This is a genomic window from Streptococcus penaeicida, assembly GCF_002887775.1.
GTDB classification, from domain to species: domain Bacteria; phylum Bacillota; class Bacilli; order Lactobacillales; family Streptococcaceae; genus Streptococcus; species Streptococcus penaeicida.
The window spans coordinates 1-228 of sequence record NZ_LOCM01000094.1 but is presented as its reverse complement, the minus strand read 5'-3'; the positions used below and the strand labels follow the sequence as shown (position 1 = coordinate 228).

Sequence of the window (228 nt, the reverse complement as noted above, 5' to 3'; positions counted from 1 at the left end):
AAGCTAAGCGACTTCCGTATCTAACAGGGGCAACCCCCAACTACTTCAGGCGTTCTAGGGCTTAACTACTGTGTTCGGCATGGGTACAGGTGTATCTCCTAGCTATCGTCACTTAACTTTTTAGTCCACTCAAAATTGAATAACTATATCTTAACAAGAAGTCTACCTCTATGTCAATAAACTTTTCTATTATCAAAATTGTACTCGGACTAAAAAGCTAGTCAATTA

At 38.6% G+C, this 228-nt stretch carries 1 rRNA gene; it reads right to left on the bottom strand.

The annotated features are described in order from the left end of the window. Nucleotides 1-2 precede the first annotated feature (2 nt). A 5S ribosomal RNA gene (gene rrf / locus AT575_RS10435) occupies nt 3-116 on the bottom strand. Between the last annotated feature and the right edge of the window lie 112 nt (nt 117-228).